The sequence below is a fragment of the Alcanivorax sp. HI0083 genome, from assembly GCF_001635175.1.
The window spans coordinates 1-743 of sequence record NZ_LWFX01000239.1; the positions used below are offsets into that span (position 1 = coordinate 1).

A 743-nucleotide genomic window follows, 5' to 3' on the forward strand; every position below is an offset into this window, starting at 1 on the left:
CTTTCCGTTACTGATCCTGATTCTTGGCGCACCGCTGTTCGTGGCGCTACTGGCCATCAGCAATCCGACCACCCTGGCCTACGGCCTGGGGTTCTGCACTCCGTACATCATCCTGGTGCAGCCCGGTAACGCCATGGATTTTGATGTGGCCCGCGTAGCCAGCAACGGCCTGGCCATTACCGGTGGTATCTTTATCGCCTACATGATGTTCAGGCTGATTACGCCCCCCAATGGCCCGGGCCTGCGCCGGCGGCTGATTCGCGGTACCGCCCAGGACCTGGCGATGATTGGCCATCATCGCCACCGTATTAACGAAGAAGGCTTCAACGCCCGCATGGCAGATCGTCTTCGCTGGCTCACTATCTGTGACAAGGCCCTGCCCGAAGAACGCCGTCACTTTACCGATCTGGGGCTGACCGGCCTCAACCTGGGCCAGGTTTCCCTATGGGTACAAGGACGTATCAATACCCAGTCGTCCCCCGCACTGCAAGACAGCGCAGCACGGTGGCAGCAGTCCCTGGCGGATGCCTACCAGGCCTGCGCCCGAGGGCATTGCGATGACCGTTTTCGCGCCGACTCCGAACGCCTGAAAACCGCCATGGCCGAGGCCGGCAACATGGAGCAGCGGAACCAGGAACTGATTGCCGGGGCCGTGGAACGCATCGCCCTGACCTTCGAGCGGATGGCCGCGCGCCTCGCCGGGACCGCAGAGCTGGATGCCCCAGCTGCGAACACGTCAGGTA

General features: G+C 62.6%; 1 protein-coding gene. It reads left to right on the forward strand.

The genetic code is table 11. The features are described 5' to 3' along the window. The coding region (locus A3754_RS02610) for an FUSC family protein (RefSeq protein ID WP_197468397.1) at positions 1–743 on the forward strand (743 nt) is incomplete at both ends.